This is a genomic window from Pseudomonas sp. PSB18 (assembly GCF_014596565.1).
Classification (GTDB): domain Bacteria; phylum Pseudomonadota; class Gammaproteobacteria; order Pseudomonadales; family Pseudomonadaceae; genus Aquipseudomonas.
On the sequence record NZ_NOIN01000001.1, the window covers coordinates 793,877 to 819,186 of the forward strand.

Consider the following 25,310-nt stretch of genomic DNA (forward strand, 5'->3'; position numbering starts at 1 on the left):
GTTGCAGTGAAGTGACATCAACCACGAGCCAGGACCTTGCGCAACGCCTCAAGGAAACGGCTGTTTTCCGCTTGCAGACCAATGGTGATGCGCAGGTGGTTCGGCATGCCGTAATTGGCCACCGGACGCACGATCACGCCTTCACGCAACAGGCCCTGGAACACCGGCGCCGCAACACGCCCCAGGTCGACGCAGATGAAGTTGCCTTTCGATGGAATCCAGCCCAGGCCCAGCTCACGGAAACCGGCTTCCAACTGCAGCATGCCCGCCTCGTTCAACTGACGGCTTTGAGCCAGGTATTCCTCATCCTGCAGCGCTGCACAGGCGGCGGCCAGGGCAAAGCTGTTGACGTTGAACGGCTGGCGCACGCGGTTCAGCACATCGGCCACCACGGCGGTGGACAGGCCGTAGCCGACCCGCAGCGATGCCAGGCCATAGGCCTTGGAAAACGTGCGCGAAACCAGCAGGTTCGGGTACGCCGCGAGGAAGTCCAGGCCATCGGGCAGGTCGCTGCCTTCGGCGTACTCGATGTAAGCCTCGTCCAGCACCACCAGCACGTGCTCCGGGACGTCCTGCAGGAAGTCGTCCAGGGCCTGGGCGTCGAACCAGGTGCCGGTCGGGTTGTTCGGGTTGGCAATGAACACCACTCGGGTGTTGGCGTCGATGGCCGCCAGCATGGCCGGCAGGTCGTGCCCCCAATCCTTGGCCGGAACCACGCGGGCGTCGGCACCGACCGCCTGAGTGGCGATCGGGTAGACCGCAAACGCATGTTCGCTGAATACCGCATTGAGGCCAGGTGCCAGGTAGGCACGCGCCACCAGCTCGAGAATATCGTTGGAACCGTTGCCCAGGGTCACCTGGTTCAGCTCGACACCACAGCGCTCGGCCAGCAGGCTTTTCAAGGCGAACCCATTGCCATCGGGGTAACGGGTCAGTTCGGCCAGCGCGTCACGGATCGCCGCCAGTGCCTTGGGACCGGCACCCAGCGGGTTTTCGTTACTTGCCAGCTTGACGATGCTGGCTGGATCCAGGTCCAGCTCGCGAGCCAGTTCATCCACAGGCTTGCCTGGAACGTAAGGCGAAAGTTGTTGCACGCCTGGCTGTGCCAGGGCGAGGAAGTTGCCACTCATTTGCTATCCGCCCTTAAAGAACTGCCTTGGGGTAGGAACCCAGCACCTTGAGTGCCACTGCTTCCTGACTGATTTTCTCCAGCACACCTTTTACCAGCGGGTCGCGGTGGTGGCCGACGAAATCGATGAAGAACACGTAGGTCCATTTACCGCTGCGCGACGGACGGGTCTCGATCCGGGTCAGATCGATACCATTGTCGTGGAACGGCACCAGCAATTCATGGAGCGCACCGGGTTTGTTGCTCATGGAAACGATGATCGAGGTCTTGTCGTCGCCGGTCGGTGGCACTTCCTGGTTGCCGATCATCAGGAATCGCGTGGAGTTGTCCGGACGATCCTCGATTTTCTCGGCCAGGCGGGTCAGCCCATACAGACCGGCCGCCATGTCCCCGGCGATCGCCGCCGAGTTCCACTCGCCCTTGACCCGTTTGGCCGCTTCGGCGTTGCTCGACACCGCCACGCGCTCGACGTTCGGATAATGGGCATCCAGCCACTTGCGGCACTGGGCCAGGGACTGGGCGTGGGAATAGATCCGGCTGATGCTGTCGGTCTTGGTGTTCTCGCCCACCAGCAGGTGATGGTGGATGCGCAGCTCGACTTCGCCGCAGATCACCATGTCATGCTCGAGGAAGCTGTCCAGCGTGTGGTTGACCGCGCCTTCGGTGGAGTTTTCTACCGGCACCACGCCAAAATTCACCGCGCCGGCCGCGACTTCGCGGAAGACCTCGTCGATGGCCGCCATCGGCTTGCTGATCACAGCGTGGCCGAAGTGCTTCATGGCGGCGGCCTGGGTGAAGGTCCCCTCAGGGCCCAGGTACGCCACTTTCAACGGTTGCTCGAGAGCCAGGCACGACGACATGACTTCGCGGAACAGCCGCGCCATTTCTTCGTTGCTCAGCGGGCCCTTGTTGCGCTCCATGACCCGCTTGAGCACCTGAGCTTCACGCTCGGGGCGATAGAACACCGGCACTTCACCCTCGGCAAGGGAGGCCATTTTCACCCGAGCGACTTCCTGGGCGCAGCGCGCGCGCTCGCTGATCAGCTCCAGGACTTTTTCGTCCAGGGCATCGATGCGCAGGCGCAGCGCCTTGAGTTCTTGCTCTGACATCAGCCGTGTTCCTTCTCGAACTCTGCCATGTAGGCGATCAGTGCGTTGACCGCATTGATGTCCACGGCGTTGTAGATGGAGGCGCGCATGCCACCGACCGAGCGATGGCCCTTGAGGTTCAGCAGCCCGCGCTCGTCGGCGCCCGCCAGGAACGGTTTGTCGAGACGGTCGTCGGCCAGGCGGAACGGCACGTTCATCCAGGAACGGTCGGTCTTGTTGATCGGGTTGCTGTAGAGGCCGCTGGCATCGATGAAGTCGTAGAGCGTGCGCTGCTTCACTTCATTGAGCTTGCCGATGGCTTCGACACCGCCCTGCTCTTTCAGCCATTCGAACACCAGGCCCGACAGGTACCAGGCCAGGGTCGGCGGCGTGTTGTACATCGAGCCGTTGTCGGCCGCGACCTTGTAGTTGAGCATGGTCGGGCAGAGAGAACGGGCACGCCCCAACAGGTCTTCACGAATGATGCTGACCAGGATACCGCTCGGGCCGATGTTCTTCTGGGCGCCGGCGTAGATCATGCCGAAACGGGAAATATCCACAGGGCGCGAAAGGATGTCCGAAGACATGTCGGCCACCAAGGGCACGTCGCCGGTTTCCGGGATCCAGTTGAATTCCAGACCACCGATGGTTTCGTTCGGTGCGTAATGAACGTAGGCCGCGTCCTTGGACAGGTTCCACTCGTTCTGACCGGGAATGGCGAAATAGTCGTAGGGCTTGGCGGTGGCGGCAACGTTGACGTGGCCGTAACGCGAGGCCTCTTCAATGGCTTTCTGCGACCAGATACCGGTGTCGATGTAGTCGGCCTTGCCGTTTTCCGGCAGCAGGTTCAACGGGATCTGGGCAAATTGCTGGCTGGCGCCGCCCTGCAGGAACAACACCTTGTAGTTGGACGGGATGTTCAGCAGATCGCGCAGGTCCTGTTCGGCCTTGGTGGCAATGGACACGAACTCATCGCTGCGATGGCTCATTTCCATGACGGACAGGCCCTTGCCATGCCAGTCGAGAAGTTCACCCTGGGCACGCTTCAGGACCGCTTCAGGAAGCGCCGCCGGGCCGGCACAGAAGTTATAGGCTCTCTTGCTCACATCCAATCTCGCTCTGATCTGGTGGTCACTTAATCTTGTTCAACACATGACCCAACTGTGGGAGCGAGCCTGCTCGCGATAGCGATGTAGCAGTCAGCATCGATGTCGAATGTCAGTCCGTCATCGCGAGCAAGCTCGCTCCCACAGTTGCGCGTCATGCGTAATGTCGCAAATTTTCAAAAGGGACAAACAACAAGGGGGCGAATCTTCATCCGCCCCCTGCGTGTCCGCTTACTCCTGCGGTTCTTCTTCGTCTGCGGCAGCGTCGAGCGATTGATCGTCGCCGGTCATGTCGTCGACATCGGCACCCAGGGCACCGTCGAACGCCACGTCATCCTCGCCTTCCAGCTCCTCGCCTTCGACTTCCGACGGCTCCTGGACCCGCTCAAGCCCCACCAGCGTTTCATCGCTGGCCAGCTTGATCAGTGTCACGCCCTGGGTGTTACGGCCAAGGCTCGACACTTCGTCGACCCGGGTACGCACCAGGGTGCCCTGGTCGGAGATCAGCATGATCTCTTCGCCATCGAGCACCTGGACTGCACCGACCAGACGGCCGTTACGCTCGTTGCTGACCATGGCGATCACGCCCTGGCCGCCACGCTTGTACTCGGGGAACTCGCTGATGGCGGTGCGCTTGCCATAACCACGCGCCGAAGCGGTGAGGATCTGGCTGCCTTCTTCGGGGATCAGCATGGAAATCAGCTTCTGGCCTTCCGGCAGGCGCATGCCGCGCACGCCGCGGGCGGTACGGCCCATGGCGCGTACGTCGGATTCCTTGAAGCGGGTGACCTTGCCACCGTCGGAGAACAGCATGACCTCACGCTCGCCGTCAGTGATGGCGGCGGAGATCAGCACGTCGCCTTCGTCCAGCTCCAGGGCAATCAGGCCCACGCTGCGCTGGCGACTGAAGGATTCCAGCGGGGTCTTCTTGACGGTGCCGTTGGCGGTCGCCATGAAGATGTAATGACCTTCGGTGTATTCCTCGACCGGCAACATGGTGGTGATGTATTCACCATCATCCAGCGGCAGCAGGTTGACCAGCGGACGACCACGGGCCGCACGGGACGCTTCGGGGATTTCGTAGGTCTTGAGCCAGTACACCTTGCCCTTGCTGGAGAACAGCAACAGCGTGGTGTGGCTGTTGGCAACCAGCAGGTGAGCAATGTAATCCTCATCCTTGACGCCAGTAGCCGATTTGCCTTTGCCACCGCGACGCTGGGCCTGGTAGGCGGCCAGCGGCTGGGTCTTGGCGTAGCCGCCGTGGGAAATGGTCACCACGCGGTCTTCTTCCGGGATCATGTCACCCAGGGTCAGGTCCAGGCGCGCATCGAGGATCTCGGTGCGGCGCACGTCGCCGTATTCGGCGCGAATCACTTCCAGTTCTTCGCGGATCACTTCCATCAGGCGCGTGGCGCTGTTGAGGATGCGGATCAGCTCGCCGATCTGGTTGAGGATCTCCTGGTACTCGGCCAGCAGCTTCTCATGCTCCAGGCCGGTCAGGCGGTGCAGGCGCAGTTCCAGGATGGCTTGCGCCTGTTCCGGGGACAGGAAGTACTTGCCGTCGCGCAGGCCATATTGCGGGTCGAGGTTTTCCGGACGGCAGGAGTCGGCACCGGCACGCTCGACCATGGTCATCACCGCGCTGGACTCCCAAGGCGTGCTGACCAGCGCTTCCTTGGCTTCCGACGGCGTCGGCGAGGCCTTTATCAGGGCAATGACCGGGTCGATGTTCGACAGGGCCACAGCCTGGCCTTCCAGGATGTGACCACGCTCACGGGCCTTGCGCAGTTCGAACACGGTACGACGGGTGACCACTTCGCGACGGTGACGCACGAAGGCTTCCAGCAGGTCCTTGAGGTTCAGGATCCGCGGACGGCCATCGATCAACGCAACGATGTTGATACCGAACACGCTTTGCAGCTGGGTCTGGGCGTAGAGGTTGTTGAGGATCACCTCAGGCACTTCGCCACGGCGCAGCTCGATCACGACGCGCATGCCGTCCTTGTCGGACTCGTCCCGCAGCTCGGTGATGCCTTCGAGCTTCTTCTCCTTGACCAGCTCGGCGATCTTCTCGATCAGACGAGCCTTGTTCAGCTGGTACGGGAGTTCGGTGATGACGATCTGCTGGCGGCCACCGACCTTGTCGATGTCCTCGACCGTCGAGCGGGCGCGCATATAGATGCGGCCGCGACCGGTGCGATAGGCCTCGATGATACCGGCACGACCGTTGATGATCGCGGCGGTCGGGAAGTCCGGACCGGGGATGTATTGCATCAGCTCATCGACGGTCAGCTCGGGGTTGTCGATGAGGGCCAGGCAACCGTCGATGACTTCACCGAGGTTGTGCGGCGGGATGTTGGTCGCCATGCCCACGGCGATACCGCTGGAACCGTTGACCAGCAGGTTCGGAATACGGGTCGGCATGACCGCCGGGATCATTTCGGTGCCGTCGTAGTTCGGCACCCAGTCCACGGTTTCCTTGTGCAAGTCGGCCAGCAGCTCGTGGGCGAGCTTGGTCATGCGCACTTCGGTGTATCGCATGGCCGCGGCGTTGTCGCCGTCCACCGAGCCGAAGTTGCCCTGGCCGTCTACCAGCAGGTAGCGCAGGGAAAATGGCTGCGCCATCCGGACGATGGTGTCGTATACGGCAGTGTCACCGTGAGGGTGATACTTACCGATCACGTCACCGACGACACGGGCGGATTTCTTGTACGGCTTGTTGAAGTCGTTGCCCAGCTCGCTCATCGCGAACAACACGCGCCGGTGCACGGGCTTCAAGCCATCGCGCGCATCCGGCAGCGCCCGCCCGACGATTACGCTCATTGCGTAGTCGAGGTAGGACTGTTTCAGCTCGTCTTCGATATTGACCGGGAGGATTTCTTTGGCCAGTTCGCCCATGAGAAGCCTGATTCCTTTTTCTGGTGAAACCTCGTCACATCCAGACGGGACGAACGAAGCTCGCCGCTACAGGACAAGTGCCGTGCAGCGACTTACGACAAATCAACGAGTTATGCCATGGATCTGCGCAGTAAAGACCGCTTCGCGAAGCGGCCCTGGAAACCGCCGGATGTTATCACAAGAGCCGCCACGCACCTATCCCCCAGATGCGCATGGAGCATAGTTAGTTGACCGGTGACAGGCTGGAATGGGACGAGAGGGGCTTAGAAGCGCTGCGACGGAAGAATTTGCGCTCGAATGCAAGAAGATTTATAGGTTTCAAGGGCCTCATCGCGAGCAGGCTCGCTCCCACAGGAGTGCTTTGTATGCCCGGGATTCCTGGCACACTTCAATTACATGTGGGAGCGAGCCTGCTCGCGATGGCGATGCACCTGACAAAAATGGTCTCAATGCAGCCGCTTACGACACATCAACTGCGCCATCTTCGCCGTATCCGGACGCTCGACGATGCCCTTCTCGGTGACAATGGCGTCGATCAGGTCAGCCGGCGTGACGTCGAACACCGGGTTGAATGCATCCACCTCCGCACCGACCCGCTTGCCGCCGACTTCCAGCAGTTCGCGCCCGTCGCGCTCTTCGATCGGGATGTCTTCGCCACTGGCCAGGCTCATGTCGATCGTCGAACTCGGTGCCACCACCATGAAACGCACGCCATGGTGCATGGCGCAGACCGCCAGTTGATAGGTGCCGATCTTGTTCGCCACGTCACCGTTGGCGGTGATGCGGTCGGCGCCGACGATCACCCAGGTCACGCCCTTGGTCTTCATGATATGGGCGGCGGCGGAATCGGCGTTGAGGGTCACCGGGATACCCTCGTTGGCCAGCTCCCAGGCCGTGAGGCGCGAGCCCTGCAGCCATGGACGGGTTTCGTCGGCGTAGACACGCTCGACCATCCCCTCGATGAATGCACCACGAATTACCCCCAGGGCCGTGCCGAAGCCACCGGTGGCCAGGGCGCCGGTGTTGCAATGGGTCAGGATGGCCTGGGCATTGCCCTGATGCTTGCGGATCAGGTCGACGCCGAGCTGGGCCATGGTCAGGTTGGCTTCACGATCACTTTCGTGAATGGCGATCGCCTCGGCCTCAAGGGCGGCCAGCGGCTCGGCATGTTTCTTCAAGCGTGCCAACCGGTCACGCATCCGATCCAAGGCCCAGAACAGGTTCACCGCCGTCGGCCGCGACTCGGCCAACAAGGTGAAATCCGCTTCCAGCGCCGCTTCCCAGTCGCCGCCCTCGGCCACCCTCGCCCGCGCGGCCAGCACGACGCCGTAGGCCGCACTGATGCCGATGGCCGGCGCGCCGCGCACCACCATCGCACGAATGGCCTCAGCCACACCGGCCGCGCTGGTGTAGGCAATCCAGTTTTCCTCGAACGGCAAAACACGCTGATCCAGCAGATACAGGGCGCCATCCCGCCAATCGATGGCCTTCACCTTCTCCGCAGCCAACAGTTGATCGCGCATCCTACACTCCGCACTCTTGAACAAAGCCGCCGATTATAGCGATCCCAGCGTGATGACGCTCGGGTATACTTCGCCATCCTTTATAACCCATGGAACCGATCCACGATGCCCAAGCCAGCCGTTGCGCTCGACTTACTATTGCTGCCGACCTGGTTGGTACCTGTCGAACCCGCCGGTGTGGTACTCAAGGATCATGGCCTGGGCATCCGCGACGGTTGCATCGTGTTCATCGGCCCTCGGGCCGAAGCCCTGAAATGCGAGGCTGCCGAGGTCCGCGAACTACCGGGCACGCTGCTCAGCCCGGGCCTGATCAATGCCCACGGGCATGCGGCGATGACGCTGTTCCGCGGCCTGGCCGACGATCTGCCCCTGATGACCTGGCTCGAACAGCATATCTGGCCGGCCGAGGGCAAATGGGTCGATGAAGACTTCGTGCGCGACGGCACCGACCTGGCGATCGCCGAGCAGATCAAGGGTGGCATCACCTGCTTCTCTGACATGTATTTCTATCCCAAGGTTGCCAGCGAACGCGTTCATAACAGCGGCATCCGTGCGCAAATCGCCATTCCGATCCTCGATTTCCCGATTCCCGGGGCCGCCAGCGCCGACGACGCCATTCGTCAGGGCATCGAATTGTTTGGCGATCTCAAGCACCATCCACGGATCAAAGTTGCGTTCGGCCCGCATGCGCCCTACACCGTAGGCGACGAGAACCTGGAGAAAATCCGTGTGATTGCCGAAGAACTGGACGCGGCCATTCATATGCATGTTCACGAAACCGCCTTCGAAGTGCAGCAGGCTGTGGATAACACCGCTGAGCGGCCGATGGCTCGCCTGGGACGACTCGGCCTGTTGGGGCCACGTTTTCAGGCCGTGCACATGACTCAGATCAGCGATGAAGACCTGGCCTTGTTGGTAGAAAGCAATTGCAGCGTGATCCATTGCCCGGAATCGAACCTGAAGCTGGCCAGTGGCTTCTGCCCGGTGGAGCGCTTGTGGCAGGCCGGCGTCAATGTGGCGGTCGGCACCGACGGCGCGGCGAGCAACAATGACCTGGACCTGCTGGGAGAAACCCGCACCGCAGCGCTGTTGGCCAAGGCCGTCGCCGGCTCGGCCACGGCCCTGGATGCCCATCGGGCGTTGCGCATGGCCACGCTCAATGGCGCCCGGGCGCTGGGCATCGAGGCCACCGTTGGCTCGCTGGAAGTCGGCAAGGCCGCCGACCTGGTGGCCTTCGATCTGTCGGGACTGGCCCAGCAACCGATCTACGACCCGGTGTCGCAGTTGATCTACGCCACCGGCCGCGATTGCGTGAAACACCTGTGGGTGGCTGGCAAGCCCTTGCTTGAAGACGGCCGGCTGACCCGCCTGGACGAACCGCAACTGACCGCCACGGCCCAGGCCTGGGGCCGCCGCATCAGCGGTCACGACGAATAACCCTGCCTCTTGAGCCACGGCTCGGGGCAACTGATTTTTTCAAGTTTTTCGAGGATCTGCACATGAGCAACGTCGACCACGCCGAAATCGCCAAGTTCGAAGCCCTGGCTCACCGCTGGTGGGACCGCGAAAGCGAATTCAAGCCGCTGCACGATATCAACCCGCTGCGGGTCAACTGGATCGACGAGCGGGTCAACCTGGCCGGAAAGAAAGTGCTCGACGTCGGCTGTGGCGGCGGCATCCTCAGCGAAGCCATGGCCCAGCGCGGCGCAACGGTGATGGGCATCGACATGGGCGAAGCACCGCTGGCGGTGGCGCAGCTGCACCAACTGGAGTCCGGCGTCAGCGTGGAGTATCGGCAGATCACCGCCGAAGCCCTGGCCGAGGAAATGCCCGCTCAGTTCGACGTGGTCACCTGCCTGGAAATGCTCGAACACGTGCCGGACCCGTCCTCGGTCATCCGCGCCTGCTTCCGCATGGTCAAGCCCGGCGGCCAGGTGTTCTTCTCCACCATCAACCGCAACCCGAAGGCATACCTGTTCGCCATCATCGGCGCTGAATACATCATGAAGCTGCTGCCTCGGGGCACCCACGACTTCAAGAAGTTCATCCGCCCCTCCGAGCTGGGCGCCTGGAGCCGCGCGGCGGGTCTGACCGTCAAGGACATCATCGGCCTGACCTACAACCCGCTGACCAAGCACTACAAACTGGCCGCCGACGTTGACGTCAACTACATGATCCAGACATTGCGCGAGGAGTAAGTCGATGCGTCTCAAAGCGGTTCTCTTCGACATGGACGGCACGCTGCTCGATACCGCGCCGGACTTCATCGCCATCTGCCAGGCCATGCGCGCCGACCGTGGCTTGCCACCGATGAACACGCAGCACATCCGTGACGAAATTTCCGGCGGCGCCCGTGCGATGGTCGCGGTGAGCTTTTCCATGGACCCGGAATCACCGGGCTTCGAGGAACTGCGCCAGGAATTCCTCGACCGCTACCTCAAGGGCTGCGCCGTCCATAGCCACCTGTTCGACGGCATGGCCGAGGTGCTGGCCGACATCGAAGCCGCCAACCTGATCTGGGGCGTGGTGACCAACAAACCGGTGCGCTTCGCCGAGCCGATCATGCAGCAACTGGGCCTGGCCGAGCGCTCGAAGGTACTGATCTGCCCGGATCACGTGAAAAACAGCAAGCCGGATCCGGAGCCGCTGGTCCTAGCCTGCAAGATGCTAGACCTGGACCCGGCCAGCGTGCTGTTCGTGGGCGACGACCTGCGGGACATAGAGTCCGGGCGCAGCGCCGGCACCAAAACCTGCGCGGTGACCTACGGCTACATCCACCCGGACGACAACCCCAAGCACTGGGGCGCGGACGTGGTGATCGATCACCCGCTGGCGCTGCGCGAAGTGTTGGATAACGCGTTGTGCAGTTGCTGAACCGACTACTCCGTGTAGCAAGGCAATATAAGTAGATTTTTTGTGGCGAGGGGATTTATCCCCGCTGAGGTGCGAAGCGCCTCCAAGAAATATCTGTCACTGCGGTGTATCAAGTAATACGCAGGGGGTCGCTTCGCGACCCAGCGGGGATAAATCCCCTCGCCACAATTCAACCCGTCGCCATACCGTGCATCACCACGCATCGTTATGTTTCGTGAGGTTTTTTATGTTTGATTATTCCGCCCGCCCCGACCTGCTCAATGGCCGGGTCATCCTGGTGACCGGTGCCGGTCGTGGCATCGGTGCGGCTGCCGCCAAGGCCTACGCCGCCCACGGCGCTACCGTGCTGCTGCTGGGCAAGACCGAAGCCAACCTGACCCAGGTCTACGATGAAATCGAAGCGGCCGGCCACCCACAGCCGGCAGTGATTCCCTTCAACCTCGAGACCGCCCTGCCCCACCAATACGACGAACTGGCAGCGATGATCGAAACCGAGTTCGGTCACCTGGACGGCCTGTTGCACAACGCCTCGATCATCGGCCCACGCACGCCGCTGGAACAACTGTCCGGCGAGAATTTCATGCGAGTGATGCAGGTGAACGTCAACGCCATGTTCATGCTCACCAGCACCTTGCTGCCGCTGCTCAAGCTGTCTACGGATGCGTCCGTGGTGTTCACCTCCAGCAGCGTCGGTCGCAAGGGCCGGGCATACTGGGGCGCTTATGGCGTGTCCAAGTTTGCCACCGAGGGGCTGATGCAGACCCTGGCCGACGAAGTCGATTCCGTCGCGCCGGTGCGTGCCAACAGCATCAACCCCGGCGCCACCCGCACCAGCATGCGCGCCCAGGCCTATCCAGGGGAGAACCCGCTCAACAATCCAACGCCGGAAGAGATCATGCCGGCCTATCTGTACTTGATGGGGCCGGACAGCAAAGGCGTCAACGGCCAGGCCTTCAACGCACAGTAAGCGCTCGCCTCCACGTTGCGGCGGTTTACCGTCGCGACGCTCGAATCCTTCGATAGCCAGCCAGCCGAACCGCCAAAGCCATGTCGCGCAATCTCGGGGTGATATTCGCGATTTTTTCCACTTCATTGATTTGCAATGGATTTTTTTTGAAGTGAACGGACTGGCACGACTTTCGCTCTAACCCTGCTAAACACGCCATGTCCGGCGGGTAACGGAGGTTGATACGAGGCCTGCGTCAGCCAAGGAAAGCAGACTAAACTCAAATCAATGTCCTACGGGACTGAAGGGCCAGTACGACACGCAGCCCAAAGCACCTCACCCAGCCTGCCAGGACAGATTCTGCTTAGGGGCTCACGCCAAATGAAAACGCCCATCCAGACCAACGCGATTGATTTCGACAGCGCCAAACTGCAACGCCTGGGCCTCGGTCAACCGTCCCCGCTCGTGGCACGCTCCGTCAATCTTTCGCAATTGCGTCAGCAACTGAGTCAGCAATTGCAGACCAGCCTGGAACCACAGCGGATTCTGGGCCTGTTTTTCCGTGAAGTTCAACGACTGGTGCCACTGGATGCGCTGGCCTATCAACACAAGCCCAGCGATCTGCGGCTCGAGTTCGGCCAACGCGGGCATCATCTGCTCAGCTACAACCTCAGCCATGAAGAGGAACAGCTGGGCGAATTGGTGTTCCGTCGCAATCAGCGCTTCAGCGATGCGGAGCAGAGTGATCTCGAGTCAGTGATGTCCACCCTGTTGTTTCCGCTGCGAAACGCCCTGCTCTACCGCGCCGCAACCCAGAGCGCCCTGCGCGACCCACTGACAGGAACTGGCAACCGCATCGCCATGGACCAGGTCATGGAGCGGGAAATCGATATGGCCAGGCGTCATATGCAACCGTTGTCGTTGCTGATGCTCGACATCGATCACTTCAAGCGCATCAACGATACCTACGGCCATGGTGCCGGCGATGAGGTGCTCAAGGCCGTTGCCGAGTCGATCAAGGATCAATTGCGTAACGTGGATATGGTATTCAGGTTCGGCGGCGAGGAGTTCCTAATCCTGCTTTCCAATACCAGCCGAGAAGCCGCTGCCACGATTGGCGAGCGACTGCGCTATGCCGCCCAATTGCAGGATTATTTCGCTGCCGGCGTCAGGATCGAGCTGACGGTCAGCCTCGGCTGCGCGACGCTGCTGCCGGGTGAGTCCATGGAAAGCCTGCTGCGCCGGGTAGACAGCGCATTGTATGTGGCCAAGCGCGAAGGGCGGAACCGGTTGGCGATGGCGGGCTGAATGAAGGCGAGCGCAATCGGATATTGACCGAACCTCTGTGGGGGCGAGCCTGCTCGCGATAGCACTCCAACAGCCAACCTCCCCGTTGACGGTCCGAGCACTTCGTGGAGCAAACTCGCTCCCACATCGGTCAGCTAGGCATCAGCTTCCGGCCAGCGCCAGGCGCTCGCGGTGAGATGCCGGTTTCCCGGCCGCTTCCGACTGTTCCAGTTGCATGCAACGCTCCAGAAAGAGGTACATGTAGTCGTAGCTCTTGCACACGGCCTGGCGCAGCTCGGCCTGCAGGGCCTTGCTCGGATTCATGCCCGCCAGGGTGCAAATGATTTCCAGCGCTTCCCACGGATGGGCATCGTCGTACTGGGCGTGCATCTTCAGCCATTTCATGGCGCGCTTGCGGTCTTCCTCGGCGAAGGCCGCCGCGTAGATGCCGCTGGAACACACCACCGCCGACCACTCTCCGGTCGCGCCTTCAATGGCATAGTTGGTCGCCGCGATTGCCACGATCAGCGAGTCCGAAGAGCTGGTATGCCAGCACCAATGGCTCAATGCGTGGAGTTCGGGCGGTACCTGCTGCGCCTGCAGGTCCTCCAGCGTCACGCCATGGGCGGCGCTCCAGTTCACCCAGTAGTCGGCGTGATTGAGTTCGACACGAATGTTGCGCATCAGCCAACGACGGGCCATATCCTCGCCGGGATGGCGGGCAAAGCGGGTCTTGGTGAGGTTCTGTGCCATGTATAAGGCGAACTGTTCAACGACCGGCCAACCACCGATGAGGTAGTGGCGCATGGTCTTGGCGCTGAGCTTGTTATCGCGCATGCGTTGATACAGTTCGTGTTCGACAACCCGGCGCTTGCTCTCGCCGCAATCGGCAATGAGCTGCTGTGCCCATTGCGGATAGCTTTTGGCGTCCATGAGCGGGCCTGTTCGGTTGAATGTGTCGATCACTGTCGGGCTCCTTTTGATTGTGATTTTTTTCCGGATCAACAAGAGGCTCAGCGGAACGTGCCGGGGGCCTTGAATAACAACGGCTGGGGCCGGGCCGGCCTGCATTGCAACGTGTCACAGGTAAACAACTGCGGGCGCTCGATGACATACCCCTGAGCGTAATCCACTCCAATCTCCAGCAATGCCTGCTCGATCTGGGCAGTTTCCACAAACTCGGCAATGGTGCGCTTACCCATGACATGGCCGATGTGGTTGATCACTTCGACCATTGCCCGGTTAATCGGGTCGTCCAGCATATCCTTTACGAAACTCCCGTCGATCTTCAGGAAGTCTACAGGTAAATGTTTCAGGTAAGCGAATGAAGACATTCCGGCGCAAAAGTCATCCAGCGAAAAGTAACAGCCCAAGCTCTTGAGTTCATTGATAAAGCGAATGGCGCTGCCCAAATTCGAAATAGCGCTGGTCTCTGTAATTTCAAAACAAATCATTTCCGGCGGAATCGAATAGGCCGCGAACTGTTTACGCAGGAAGTCGAGGAACGCCTGGTCTCCGATAGTCGTGCCCGACAGATTGATCGCACACATAGCCAAGGGGCCCTGCCGCGACTCGTTCAAGCACTGGCGGATGATCCTGAAGACATTCTCCACCACCCAACGGTCCAGGGATGTCATCAGGCCATAGCGCTCCGCCGCAGGAATGAAGCTGTCCGGTAGAATCATCCGCCCGGCCTCATCGTGCAGGCGCAACAGGATCTCAATGTGCCCACCACCGTGCTCACCCGGACCCAGCGCGGCAATTTCCTGGGCATAGAGGCAGAAGCGGTTTTCCTCCAGGGCCATGTGCAAGCGCTGGACCCAAGCCATCTCACCGAAACGCAGGGACAGTTCCGAATCGTCGGCATGGTAGACCTGGACTCGGTTGCGCCCCTTCTCCTTGGCCATGTAACAGGCCATGTCGGCAGCGCGCAGGGACGCCTCCAAGGTGGTCGGGTTCTGGGCGATGTGCACCAGGCCGATGCTCACAGTGGTCACGAATGGCCGGCCTTTCCAGACAAAGTGCAGGTTCTGCACGGTCTGGCGCAGACCTTCGGCGATCTTCTCCGCGGCCTCCGGCGAACAGTTCTCCAGCAAGATACCGAACTCATCCCCGCCTAACCGGGCCAGGGTGTCGTTTTCTCGCAGGCCCGACTGCAGCAATGCACAGATGTGCCGCAACAATTCGTCACCCGCCGCGTGGCCACAGGTATCGTTGACCAGTTTGAACTGGTCCAGGTCGAGGAACATCAAGGCATGGCGGCCCACCTGGCGCGTCAGGTTATGCAGGGCCTGTTCGAGTCGGTATTCGAATTCCCGGCGGTTCGCCAGGCCGGTCAGCGCATCATGGGTGGCCTGCCACGACAGGTTGGCGATGTACTGGCGCTCCTGGGTCATGTCATGCAGGACCAGTACAGCGCCGCTGACCTTGCCCGCATGACGGATCGGCGCCCCCACCAGGGTCACCGACACCGTGCTGCCATCCAGGCGCTGGATCAATTTGGAATGTTCGCTGCCGCCACCGAGCCGGCCGCTGAGAATATGTTCGATCAGCGTCAGGCCTTCAGTCTGGGCATTGTCGTCGAGCAGATTGAACAGCGCGGCCAGGGGCAGTCCGGTGGCATGTTCGGCCTTCCAGTGGGTCATCGCCTCGGCAGCGGGATTCATATAGGCAATGGCGCCCTCGACGTCGGTGGTGATGACTCCGTCGCCGATGGATTGCAAAGTAATCTGCGCCCGCTCCTTCTCCAATTGCAAAGCATTGGCGAACACCTGTCGCTGGGCCAATAGTTTGTGAGTACGCAACAAGGCCAGGACGATCAACCCCAGCGCAGTGGCGAAGTTGGTCACCAGCAACAGGCGCAGGATAAAGCGCGATCCCTCGCCCAGCGCGTCGCTGAAAGCCTTCGCTGCCGGGGTGACGGAGTCGTTGATGGCAAAGATCCGGGCCTTCCAGCCGCGGATATCGGTTTCTGAAGCAGTCCCTTCGGCAATGCTGTCGTGCATCTGCCGGGCAACGGTATCCAACTCGATCAGATAGCCGTCGCCCACCGTCCAGAGATCGATGGCCTCTTCCAGGTAACTGAAGTGACGGAAATTCAGATAGAGCCAGATCAGGCTGGACACGTCGTCCGGGTGGTTTCCCCCTTGAAGAATGCCCGTCCGTGCCGCTTCCAGGTCAGGCGGCTGTCGATCCAGCGCCACCCGCAGGTCGTGACCGCCCTCGGGCACGGCAATGGCTTGCTGGTATTTGCGGAAAATAGACTCATCGCGGCTGTCGGCGTAAAGATTCAGATAATAAATGGCATCTTTCTGCCCCTTGGACCAGAGGCTTTCTCCCGCGACATAACCGCGAACTGCCGATAATACGTAGAGACTCACGCCTCCGAGCAATGCCTGAAATAGAACAACGGCAATGAAGGGCCAGACGATGCCCAACAACCGAGGCGTTCCGAGAGTCCGCTTTTGCTTCATGAGGTCCCTTGCACAGGCATTGCCAATGAGCACCCGGGAGAAATCCGCTCCTGATCCCACAGCCTAGGCCAGTTTTCGATCCTTGGAACGGCTGGATCGACAGATCGACAGGCTTTGGGTGGAAATTCGAAGAAACCGGGGTGTTTGGCTGATTTTTTGGATACTAAGCGCAGAAATTCACAGGAAACTCAAGGCTGCTGTATCTGTTGCAAATGACCGTAGAGTCGAGCGTACAGGCCACCCTCGGCAATCAATTGCAAATGGTCGCCGTCTTCAGCGATTTGTCCGCCGTCGAACACCAATACCCGGTCGGCCTGTTTTACGGCTGACAACCGGTGGGCGATGATCAGCGTGGTGCGCCCGCTCAGAAAACGCGCCAGGGCCTGATGGAGGTTGTACTCGGTAGCGGCGTCCAGGGCGGAAGTCGCTTCGTCGAGAATCACCACCCGCGGCTCGGCCAGTACCATGCGGGCGATGGCCAGGCGTTGACGCTGCCCACCGGACAATCGCACTCCGGAACGCCCGACCACACTTTCCAGCCCTTGGGGCAACGCGCGCACGGTGGCATCGAGCTGGGCGATTGCCAATGCTCGCCAGCAGGCCTCATCACTGCAATCGCGGCCCATGGAAAGATTGGCCCGCACCGTGTCGTTGAACAAAGCAGGATGCTGCAATACCACTGCGACATTTTCGCGGATGGTTTCCAGGCCGATTTCCTGCTGCGTGGCGCCGCCAAACCGGATGCTGCCCGACTGCGGCGTATACAGGCCCAACAACAGCTGCACCAGGGTGCTCTTGCCGCCACCGCTGGCGCCCACGATGGCGACTTTTTCGCCAGGTGAGATGGACAGGTTCAACTGGTCGAGCACTAGCTCTTCGCCATAGCCGAAGCTCAAGCCCTGGATGTCGATGCCCACGGTATCGTGTCCCTTGAACGGGTCGACACCGCCGGTGTACTGAGGTTCGTCGGCCCGGGCCAGCAGTTCGTTGATCCGACTCAACGCACCGCCGGCCGCGTAATAGGCGTATTGCAGGTTCAACAATTGTTCCACCGGACCGATCATGAACCAGAGGTAGCTGAACACCGCCAGCATCTGGCCGATGGACAAGTCGGAAAACAATACGGTGAGCATCGCCGCCGCACGGAAAATGTCGATGCCGAACTGGAACAGCAAACCACTGGCACGGCCCGACGCATCACTTTTCCACTGGGAATTGACGGCATAGTCGCGGACCTCTCGGGCACGCTGGCCCAGGCGTCCGAGGAAAAACCCCTGGCGGTTACCGGCACGCACTTCCTGGATCGCGTCCAGGGTTTCGGTCAAGGCCTGGGTGAAGCGCGAGGTGCTGTCGTTCTCCAGCTTCTTGAGGTGCTTGACCCGCTTGCCCAACTGCACCGTGGCATAGATCACCAGCGGATTGAACAACAGGATCAGCAGCGCCAGTTTCCAGTGCATCCACATCAGGATGCCGGCGGTGCCCACCAGCGTCAGCATCGCCACCAGGAAACGGCTGAGGGTTTCGCCGACGAATTTATCGAGGGTGTCCAGGTCGGTGACCAGGTGCGCGGCCACGGTGCCGCTGCCCAGACTTTCGTATTCGCCCAGGGAAATACGCTTGAGACGCTCGATCAGACGGACACGAATGCGATAGACGATGTCTTTGGCAAGCCTGGCAAACAAGCGCGCCTGCAACACGTTGAACAGCAGCGCGCCGCACCGAAGGGTCAAGGTCGCCAACAGCATCAACCCGATATAGCCGGCAGCAGTCTGCCATCCCGTCGGCAGGGCGTGGTTCATCACTTTCAAGGCGGCGTCGCCCCGCCCCAGCAGTACTTCGTCCACCAACAATGGCAACAGCAAGGGGATCGGCACGCTGCAGAGCGTCGCCAGCACCGCCACGCCGTTGGCAATCCACAGGGCTTTCTTGTGTTTGAGGGCCAGGCGGCGGATTTCAGCCCAGCTCAATCGATCAACGCGCTGGGGCTCCGAGGTGCCGTCGGGCAGGTCAGGCACAGGCCGCACGCTCCAGCCAACGGCCAAGCAATGGGGACAGTTGGCTCAGGGGCTGATAACCGTTGGTGAGCAGGGCCAATTGGCCATCGCGCTCGGCGAGCAGCGTGGGGAACCCGGCAATGCCGAGGTCTTGCACCCATGTAAAATCCGCCGCAGTGGCCGCCTGTTGTTCGGCGCTGTCAAACGCCGCCGCAAACTCGATGCGTGGCAGCCCGGCCTGTTCGGCCAATTCCACCAGGACGCTGGCATGGGTCACGTCGCGACCCTGCACATAAAAAGCCTGCTGGATCAGTTTCAGCAGCTTCCAGGCCAGGTCCGGCGCCAGGCTCCTGGCCGTCACAAGGGCCCGGCAGGCCGGCTCGGTGTCATAGACGAAGCCGTCCGGTAACGCGCCCTCCAGCTTGAACGGCTGGCCGGTGGCCTGGGTGACAGCCTGCCAGTGCTCAAGGATATAACGCCGGGTGGTGGGCTCCAGGGCCGAACCGCTGCCCGTGCGCAAACCGCCCACCACCAGGTGCAGCTCCACGCCCTGAGCCCGCGCCTGCTCGACCAATGCTTCGGCCACCGGCGCGAAGCCCCAGCACCAGGAACACATCGGGTCCATGACATACAGCAGGCGTGGCGGCATGGTTCAGGCCTCGGAGGATGATTGCTTGTAGTTGTAGCCGATCGGGTGCGGCATGTTGCGAGCCTTGGCCAATTCGATCTGCTTTTGCCGGTCGATGGCACTGCGACGGGTCTTCTCGCTCAGCTTGTCCCAGCAATGCGGGCAACTGATGCCCGGCACGTAGTGCTCCGACGCGCGATCTTCCAGGCTCACCGGTGTGCGGCACGCATGACATTGATCGTAGTCGCCTTCGCTGAGATCGTGGCGAACGGTCACGCGGTTATCGAAGACGAAGCAGTCGCCGCGCCATTTGGTTTCTTCCTGGGGAACCTCTTCGAGGTATTTCAGGATGCCACCCTTGAGATGGAAAACCTCGTCGAAGCCCTGGCTGAGCATGTAGCTGGAGGCCTTTTCACAGCGGATGCCACCGGTGCAGAACATCGCGACCTTCTTGTGCCGGGCCGGGTCGAAGTTGGCCTTGATGTAGTCGGGAAACTCGCGAAAGCTGGTGGTCTTGGGATCGATTGCGCCTTCGAATGTCCCGATGGACACTTCGTAATCGTTACGGGTGTCGATCAGCAGCACCTCAGGATCGCTGATCAGCGCATTCCAGTCCTGGGGTTCGACATAGGTACCGACCTGCTTGTTCGGATCCACGCCCTCGACGCCGAGGGTGACGATTTCTTTCTTGAGCTTGACCTTGGTGCGGTAGAACGGCTGCTCGTCGCAGTACGACTCCTTGTGATCGATGTCGATCATGCGCGGGTCGTTCTTGAGCCAGGCCAGCAAGCCGTCGATGCCTTCACGGGTGCCGGAGACCGTGCCGTTGATGCCTTCTTCGGCGATCAGCAGGGTGCCTTTGATGCCGTTATCGAGCATCGCCTTGAGCAAGGGCTCACGCAGCTCGACGTAATCTTCCAGGGTGACGAACTTATACAGTGCCGCCACGACAATGGGTTGTGTCATGGGTATTTCTCCAGGTGGCTACCCTCGTAAGGGGTGAACCGGATGCAAAAAAAACGCGCCCTTGAGAGGCGCGTTGCGGATTCTAACAAAAAACTTATGGGTTGCAGGACTACAAAACCGAGGCCTTGCGCAAATCCCCTCGCCACAAAAGCACCCGACTCCCTCGTCAATCAGTGCTTGCTGCCACCGGCACAGGTCGGCGAAGCCGGGGCGGCATCGATCTGTGCCCATTCTTCGGGGGTGTAGGTGTGCAGCGCCAACGCATGGAATTCGCCCATCAGCTCACCCAGCGTGCCGTAGACCTTCTGGTGGCGCTTGACCCGATTGAGCCCTTCGAACTGCCGGCTCACCACCACCGCCTTGAAGTGGGTCTGTAGCCCACGGCTGTGCATGTGGCTTTCATCCAGCACTTGCAGGTGCTCGGGCTGCAGGAGGCCGAGTGTCGATTCGATGCGTTGTTGCATGCTCATACCAGGCTCCGCTTACGGCTTTTTCTTGGCTGGGGCAGGCGCAGCAGCCTTGGGCTCGAGCTCGGTAGTCATGTCCGCCAGCAGCTTGTTCACTACCGGTACCGCGCTTTCCAGCTTGGCCTGGGTCAGTTGGGCCGACTGCTGGGTCAACTGCGGCATTTTTTCCAGGACTTTCTTGCCAAGGGGCGACTGGTAGAAAGCCACCAGGTCCTTGAGCTCCGACTCGCTGAAGTTGGTGGTGTAGAGCTTGACCATGTCCGGCTTGAGCTTGTTCCAGCCGATGGCCTGGTCAAGCGCGGCATTGGCCTTGGCCTGGTAGGTTTCCAGGGTGGCTTTTTTCGACTCGGGAGCCTTGGTCTGTTCGAAACGCTGGGCAAACATCTGCTGCACCTGCATGTACACCGGGGTGCCCAGTTTGTCAGCGTGTGCCAAGGTCAGGAACGCTTCGGCGCTGGCGTTGTGGCTGGCGGTATCGGCGAGAACAGGGCCGCTGGCACACACCAGAGCAACTGCGGTACAGATGGCACGAAGACGGGTCATCGAGTTTCCTTATCTAACTGGCGAGGTAAAACCCCAAGGGCGACCATTCTGCGCCTAATAAACGCCGGGTCTCAACCCCGGTGCTTGCCGGTCCCGATTGACGGACCGAACCGACCACCCCTAGATTGACGGAACCGGTACCGCCCGACAGGGCCTAAACTGCGCATTCAGACCTATCAGGAGTTTGACCCAATGAGCCGTATCGAAACCGACAGCCTTGGCCAGGTTGAAGTCCCGGAGGACGCCTATTGGGGCGCCCAGACACAGCGTTCCATGATCAACTTCGCCATCGGTAACGAACGCATGCCGCTGTCGGTGCTGCATGCCCTGGCGCTGATCAAGAAAGCCGCCGCGCGGGTCAACGACCGCAATGGCGACTTGCCCGCCGACATCGCCCGGTTGATCGAACAGGCCGCCGACGAAGTGCTGGACGGCCAGCATGACGACCAGTTCCCGCTGGTGGTCTGGCAGACCGGCAGCGGCACCCAGAGCAACATGAACGTCAACGAGGTGATCGCCGGGCGCGCCAACGAGCTGGCGGGCAATCCCCGCGGCGGCAAGACCCCGGTGCACCCCAACGATCACGTCAACCGCTCCCAGAGCTCCAACGACTGCTTCCCTACCGCCATGCACATCGCCGCCGTGCAGGCTGTCCATAAACAATTGTTGCCGGCCATCAGCGAACTGTCAGGCGGGTTGGCAGAACTGGCGGCGCGCCACCTGAAACTGGTCAAGACCGGCCGCACCCACATGATGGATGCAACGCCGATCACGTTCGGCCAGGAACTGTCAGCCTTCATTGCCCAACTCGACTACGCCGAACGGGCGATCCGTGCCGCGCTGCCGGCGGTCTGCGAATTGGCCCAGGGCGGTACGGCGGTCGGCACCGGGCTCAATTCGCCCCACGGTTTCGGCGAAGCGATTGCCGCCGAACTGGCGGCGCTGTCCGGTTTGCCGTTCGTCACCGCGCCGAACAAGTTTGCGGCGCTGGCAGGGCACGAACCCCTGACCACGCTTTCCGGCGCGCTGAAAACCCTGGCCGTGACCCTGATGAAGATCGCCAATGACCTGCGCCTGCTGGGCTCCGGACCTCGGGCCGGCTTCGCCGAAGTGAAATTACCGGCCAACGAGCCGGGCAGTTCCATCATGCCCGGCAAGGTCAACCCGACCCAGTGCGAAGCCTTGTCGATGCTGGCCTGCCAGGTCATGGGCAACGACGTGACCATCGGTTTTGCCGCCAGCCAGGGCCATTTGCAGCTGAACGTGTTCAAGCCGGTGATCATTCACAACCTGCTGCAATCGATCCGCCTGCTGGCCGACGGCTGCAGCAACTTCCAGCAACACTGCATCGCCGGGCTCGAACCCGATGGCGAACAGATGGCCGCCCACCTGGAGCGCGGGTTGATGCTGGTGACGGCGTTGAACCCGCATATCGGCTACGACAAATCCGCCGAGATCGCCAAGAAGGCCTACAGCGAAGGGCTGACCCTGCGCGAGGCTGCGTTGCAATTGGGCTATCTGACCGACGAGGAGTTCGACGCCTGGGTGCGGCCGGAAAACATGCTGGAAGCCGGTAGCCAGGGCTGAACTCTGGTTGACAGGAAGTGAGCCTTCGCGAGCAGGCTCGTTCCCACAAGGGATCCCGGTCGAACCCGGGATTTGCATACGCTGAAGATCCAATGTGGGAGCGAGCCTGCTCGCGATGAGGCCGGTCGACTCACATCACTGTCACCTGCAGGCCGCTACCGCTCCACAGCCAACCGCTCACGCCGGGCCCTCAGCCCGGCAATCAGCGAAGGCCCCAACGCCACCAGCGCTGATCCCACCACCACCAGCACCGCCCCGCCATAGCCCAACAGATTGATCTGCTCGGCATGCACATAGTCGGGCCACCACCAGGCAGCCACGGCCACCGCCGCGAAGGTCACCAGCGGCGTGATCGCCAGGGTCGCGCTGACCCGCGAGGCTTCCCAGTGGGCCAGGGCCTCGGCAAAAGCGCCGTAGGCAATCAGGGTGTTGAGGCAGCAGGCAAACAACAGCCAGCCTTGCAGAGGGCTCAACTGCAGCGCTTCCAACGGATGGACCCACGGCGTGAGCAGCAACGCACAGAACAGGTAGATCACCATCATCACCTGCAACGAATTCCACACCGTCAACAATTGCTTCTGGCCCAGGGCATAGAACGTCCAGACCGCCGACGCCAGCAACACCATCAAGACCCCGGCGGTGTATTCGCTCAGGGAGGTCAGCAACTCGGCAAGGCGCTGGTTGAAAAACAGCGCGAAGCCGATCAGCAGCACCAACAGGCCAATCCCCTGCCCCAGGCTGAAACGCTCCTTGAACACAAACAGGCTGGCGACCAGCAGCAGGATCGGCCCCATCTGCACCACCAATTGCGCGGTGCCGGGACTCAAGCGATTCAAGCCCATCAGATACAACACATAGTTGCCCACCAGCCCCAGCACCGCCATCGCCACCAACCAGCCCCCCCGCGGCCCCAGCACCTTGTGGCTGGGCAGGCGTCGGGTAGCCGAGAGATAGATGAACAGCAAGCCGCCGGACACCAGCAAGCGAAACCAGGTTACGGTGACCGGATCCATCACCTGCAGCACTTGCTTGAGCTTGATCGGCAGGATTCCCCACAGCAGGGCGGTCAGCAAGGCAAGGAACAGGCCGTAGACCCAGCGACCGGACGAAATGTGCATGCAATCCCCGAGGCTCAAGAAAAGAGCGACTATTCTAGTGGGAGATGGCTTGGCGACACAGGGACAGTTACGCACTAACAGTTCAAAGGTCGTTCGCGGAAAACGAGAGATGGCACATTGCCGCCTATCGGCTGGCCAAGCGCCAGTTGTCGCTACCGCATAAACTTCACTCAACCGATTTCGACGCTTTCTTGGAGCCCCCATGCTTGGCAAACGCGCCCAGGACCTCGCCCCTGCGATGGTCTTTCCCAGTGACCGGATCTGCCGGATAAACGGTGAATTCTATTTCAGTACCCGGGAAGGAACCCAGGAAGGACCGTTTGCCAGTCGCGAAGCAGCGGAACAAGAGGTCGCGGCGTATATCGAGCGGATGCAGAAAGCGCTTGAGATCGCCAGCTGACAAAGGATTACCCAGACCTGTGGCGAGGGGGTTTATCCCCTCGCCACAGATATTGTCTTTCCTCGGCTTCGCGTTTAACGCACCGCCTCGAACAACCCCGTCGCCCCCATCCCGCCACCCACGCACATGGTCACGATGCCGTAGCGCAGGTTGCGCCGTTGCAGCTCCCGCACCAGATGTCCGACCTGGCGCGAGCCGGTCATGCCGAATGGATGGCCGATGGCAATCGAGCCGCCGTTGACGTTGTACTTTTCATTGTCGATTTCCAGGCGATCACGGCTGTACAGGCACTGGGACGCGAACGCCTCGTTGAGTTCCCACATATCGATGTCGGCGACCCGCAGGCCTTTGGTCTTGAGCAGTTTCGGCACCGAGAACACCGGACCAATGCCCATTTCGTCCGGCGCGCAACCGGCCACGGTAAAGCCGCGGAAAAACGCCTTGGGCTTGAGCCCCAGCGCCAGGGCTTTTTCCAAGCTCATCACCAGGGTCATCGAGGCGCCGTCGGACAGTTGCGATGAGTTGCCCGCCGTCACCGAACCGTCTTCGGCAAACACCGGTTTCAGGCCGGCCAGGCTTTCGTAGGTGGTGTCCGGGCGGTTGCAATCGTCGCGGTCGACCACGCCATCAAGGATCTGCACGGCACCGGTATTTTTATCCTCCACCTTGTACTTGACCGCCATCGGTACGATCTCGTCATCGAACAGCCCTGCCGCCTGGGCCCTGGCTGTGCGTTGCTGGCTTTGCAAGGCATAGCGGTCCTGTGCTTCGCGGCTAACCTGGTAACGGCGGGCGACGATCTCGGCGGTCTGGCCCATGGGGAAATAGATCCCCGGTACCTGCTCCTTGAGCAGCGGGTTGATCAGGTTGTCGGTATTGACACTTTTCATCGTCAGACTGATGGACTCCACGCCCCCGGCGACGATGATGTCGCTGCAACCCGAGGCGATCTGGTTGGCGGCAATGGCGATGGCTTGCAGGCCCGAGGAACAGAAGCGGTTGAGGGTCATGCCGGCGGTGCCGATGCCCAGGTGGGAAAGCACCGCCACGTTACGGCCGATGTTGTAGCCCTGGGCCCCCTCGTTGGAACCGGCACCGACGATGCAGTCTTCGACACTGGCCGGGTCGATGTCATTGCGCATCAACAGCGCATTGACACAATGGGCCGCCATGTCGTCCGGGCGGGTCATGTTGAACTTGCCGCGAAACGACTTGGCCAGGCCGGTCCGTACGCTGTCGACGATCACTACTTCTCGCATGGCGCTCCCTCATTGCTGTAGGCG

21 protein-coding genes are annotated in these 25,310 nt (G+C 61.2%); 7 read left to right on the forward strand and 14 right to left on the reverse strand.

Annotation, left to right across the window (positions count from 1 at the left end):
• Positions 1–17: 17 nt before the first annotated feature.
• From hisC to mtnA, 5 genes are all read right to left on the reverse strand, one after another.
• Positions 18–1,130: a histidinol-phosphate transaminase gene (hisC, locus tag CGA22_RS03495; RefSeq protein WP_041024564.1), complete on the reverse strand. Its 1,113-nt coding sequence runs from the start codon at positions 1,128–1,130 to the stop codon at positions 18–20.
• 13 nt (positions 1,131–1,143) lie between these two features.
• The gene (pheA, locus tag CGA22_RS03500) at positions 1,144–2,238 is read right to left on the reverse strand and encodes a prephenate dehydratase (protein WP_024778725.1); all 1,095 of its coding nucleotides are present in this window, start codon (positions 2,236–2,238) and stop codon (positions 1,144–1,146) included.
• Complete coding sequence (gene serC / locus CGA22_RS03505) at positions 2,238–3,323, reverse strand: 3-phosphoserine/phosphohydroxythreonine transaminase (RefSeq protein WP_041024563.1); 1,086 nt, start codon at positions 3,321–3,323, stop codon at positions 2,238–2,240. The genes pheA and serC overlap by 1 nt, the downstream gene beginning before the upstream one ends.
• 231 nt (positions 3,324–3,554) lie before the next feature.
• Positions 3,555–6,221, reverse strand: coding sequence for a DNA gyrase subunit A (gene gyrA, locus CGA22_RS03510; RefSeq protein WP_041024562.1), 2,667 nt, complete (start codon positions 6,219–6,221; stop codon positions 3,555–3,557).
• 446 nt (positions 6,222–6,667) lie between these two features.
• Positions 6,668–7,744: an S-methyl-5-thioribose-1-phosphate isomerase gene (gene mtnA, locus CGA22_RS03515; protein ID WP_041024561.1), complete on the reverse strand. Its 1,077-nt coding sequence runs from the start codon at positions 7,742–7,744 to the stop codon at positions 6,668–6,670.
• Positions 7,745–7,849: 105 nt separating this feature from the next.
• Here mtnA and CGA22_RS03520 point away from each other — a divergent pair, with 105 nt between their 5' ends.
• The 5 genes from CGA22_RS03520 to CGA22_RS03540 all read left to right on the forward strand — a co-directional run bounded on the left by CGA22_RS03520 (position 7,850) and on the right by CGA22_RS03540 (position 12,872).
• Positions 7,850–9,181 carry a TRZ/ATZ family hydrolase gene (locus CGA22_RS03520; protein WP_041024560.1) on the forward strand — a complete coding sequence of 444 codons (1,332 nt, stop codon included), beginning with the start codon at positions 7,850–7,852 and terminating at the stop codon, positions 9,179–9,181.
• Positions 9,182–9,243: 62 nt separating this feature from the next.
• Entirely contained in the window at positions 9,244–9,942 is a 699-nt protein-coding gene (ubiG, locus tag CGA22_RS03525) for a bifunctional 2-polyprenyl-6-hydroxyphenol methylase/3-demethylubiquinol 3-O-methyltransferase UbiG (protein WP_024778720.1), read from the forward strand.
• 4 nt (positions 9,943–9,946) lie between these two features.
• On the forward strand, positions 9,947–10,618 hold the full coding sequence (mupP, locus tag CGA22_RS03530; RefSeq protein WP_041024559.1) for an N-acetylmuramic acid 6-phosphate phosphatase MupP: 672 nt from the start codon (positions 9,947–9,949) through the stop codon (positions 10,616–10,618).
• A 226-nt stretch (positions 10,619–10,844) separates the two neighbouring features.
• Complete coding sequence (locus tag CGA22_RS03535; protein ID WP_041024558.1) at positions 10,845–11,585, forward strand: YciK family oxidoreductase; 741 nt, start codon at positions 10,845–10,847, stop codon at positions 11,583–11,585.
• A 360-nt stretch (positions 11,586–11,945) separates the two neighbouring features.
• Positions 11,946–12,872 (forward strand): GGDEF domain-containing protein, encoded by a 927-nt coding sequence (locus CGA22_RS03540; RefSeq protein WP_041024557.1) that lies wholly within the window; start codon positions 11,946–11,948, stop codon positions 12,870–12,872.
• A 141-nt stretch (positions 12,873–13,013) separates the two neighbouring features.
• On the opposite strand, the gene CGA22_RS03545 is transcribed toward CGA22_RS03540, so the two are convergent.
• The 7 genes from CGA22_RS03545 to CGA22_RS03575 form a co-directional block, all read right to left on the reverse strand.
• The gene (locus tag CGA22_RS03545; RefSeq protein WP_223194636.1) at positions 13,014–13,784 is read right to left on the reverse strand and encodes a TenA family transcriptional regulator; all 771 of its coding nucleotides are present in this window, start codon (positions 13,782–13,784) and stop codon (positions 13,014–13,016) included.
• An 80-nt stretch (positions 13,785–13,864) separates the two neighbouring features.
• Positions 13,865–16,324: an EAL domain-containing protein gene (locus CGA22_RS03550; protein ID WP_041024555.1), complete on the reverse strand. Its 2,460-nt coding sequence runs from the start codon at positions 16,322–16,324 to the stop codon at positions 13,865–13,867.
• A 188-nt stretch (positions 16,325–16,512) separates the two neighbouring features.
• Complete coding sequence (locus tag CGA22_RS03555; protein WP_041024554.1) at positions 16,513–18,339, reverse strand: ABC transporter ATP-binding protein; 1,827 nt, start codon at positions 18,337–18,339, stop codon at positions 16,513–16,515.
• Positions 18,332–18,934, reverse strand: a complete 603-nt coding sequence (locus CGA22_RS03560) for a DsbA family protein (RefSeq protein ID WP_177329294.1) — start codon at positions 18,932–18,934, stop codon at positions 18,332–18,334. The genes CGA22_RS03555 and CGA22_RS03560 overlap by 8 nt, the downstream gene beginning before the upstream one ends.
• Before the next feature lie 36 nt (positions 18,935–18,970).
• Positions 18,971–19,912 carry a rhodanese-related sulfurtransferase gene (locus CGA22_RS03565; RefSeq protein ID WP_024778712.1) on the reverse strand — a complete coding sequence of 314 codons (942 nt, stop codon included), beginning with the start codon at positions 19,910–19,912 and terminating at the stop codon, positions 18,971–18,973.
• A gap of 170 nt (positions 19,913–20,082) precedes the next feature.
• Positions 20,083–20,382: a BolA family protein gene (locus tag CGA22_RS03570; protein ID WP_041024552.1), complete on the reverse strand. Its 300-nt coding sequence runs from the start codon at positions 20,380–20,382 to the stop codon at positions 20,083–20,085.
• 12 nt (positions 20,383–20,394) lie between these two features.
• On the reverse strand, positions 20,395–20,922 hold the full coding sequence (locus CGA22_RS03575) for a DUF2059 domain-containing protein (RefSeq protein ID WP_041024551.1): 528 nt from the start codon (positions 20,920–20,922) through the stop codon (positions 20,395–20,397).
• A gap of 192 nt (positions 20,923–21,114) precedes the next feature.
• Between CGA22_RS03575 and CGA22_RS03580 the strand changes: the two genes are divergently transcribed.
• Positions 21,115–22,509 carry a class II fumarate hydratase gene (locus CGA22_RS03580; protein WP_041024550.1) on the forward strand — a complete coding sequence of 465 codons (1,395 nt, stop codon included), beginning with the start codon at positions 21,115–21,117 and terminating at the stop codon, positions 22,507–22,509.
• 155 nt (positions 22,510–22,664) lie between these two features.
• On the opposite strand, the gene CGA22_RS03585 is transcribed toward CGA22_RS03580, so the two are convergent.
• On the reverse strand, positions 22,665–23,627 hold the full coding sequence (locus tag CGA22_RS03585) for a DMT family transporter (RefSeq protein WP_188258479.1): 963 nt from the start codon (positions 23,625–23,627) through the stop codon (positions 22,665–22,667).
• Between the two features lie 202 nt (positions 23,628–23,829).
• Between CGA22_RS03585 and CGA22_RS03590 the strand changes: the two genes are divergently transcribed.
• Positions 23,830–24,027 (forward strand): DUF6316 family protein, encoded by a 198-nt coding sequence (locus CGA22_RS03590; protein WP_041024548.1) that lies wholly within the window; start codon positions 23,830–23,832, stop codon positions 24,025–24,027.
• Positions 24,028–24,101: 74 nt separating this feature from the next.
• Here CGA22_RS03590 and CGA22_RS03595 read toward each other — a convergent pair whose 3' ends face one another.
• Positions 24,102–25,286: a thiolase family protein gene (locus CGA22_RS03595; RefSeq protein ID WP_041024547.1), complete on the reverse strand. Its 1,185-nt coding sequence runs from the start codon at positions 25,284–25,286 to the stop codon at positions 24,102–24,104.
• Positions 25,287–25,310: the final 24 nt, after the last annotated feature.